This window comes from Paracoccus salipaludis (genome assembly GCF_002287065.1).
In the GTDB taxonomy this organism is placed as follows: domain Bacteria; phylum Pseudomonadota; class Alphaproteobacteria; order Rhodobacterales; family Rhodobacteraceae; genus Paracoccus; species Paracoccus salipaludis.
Genome location: NZ_NSJZ01000154.1, coordinates 1 through 539 on the forward strand (window position 1 = coordinate 1; position 539 = coordinate 539).

A 539-nucleotide genomic window follows, 5' to 3' on the forward strand; every position below is an offset into this window, starting at 1 on the left:
GGGGCGCGGTCTTGCTGGCTGAATGGAAAATTACCCAAGGTGGCTCAATGGTGCGGGCACTGATCCCGCCCGCAGGCGTCCATGCCCTCCGCAGTCCGCAGAACTTTGCCAAGATCGAGGCCCGCGCAGCCCACAGTCTAACCGGCCACGGCCGCCAACTTTATGTGCTGCTTGCTGACAAGAAGCGTTTGGGGCGGCCGTTCTGGACCTTCACCCTGGACGAGCTGCGCTCCCTCATGGGGGTGGCCGACAAGAAGTCCTACGAGCGTTGGAATAACTTCCGTCAATGGGTGCTCGAACCTGCCCTTGCGGCCGTAAACGACTACGGCACGGTCGAGGTCAGCATGAGCCCAGAGAAACAGGGACGTTCAGTCCATGCCGTTACCTTCCGCTGGCGTTGGAAGGACCCGCATGCTGCCGCTGACACCGCCAGCGAAAACGAGCGCCACAGCGTTGCACGCCGCCGTCAGCAGGAGACAGCCGGCGCGCCACCGATGATTGAGGACAGGGATGAAGCGGCCCGGCTCTGGTGGGAAGGT

Annotated in this window: 1 protein-coding gene; it reads left to right on the forward strand. The window is 63.1% G+C overall.

All coding sequences use genetic code 11. The features are described from left to right. Positions 1 to 47: 47 nt before the first annotated feature. A partial coding sequence (locus CK240_RS17960; RefSeq protein WP_205957940.1) for a replication initiation protein occupies positions 48 to 539 on the forward strand: 492 nt, incomplete at its 3' end.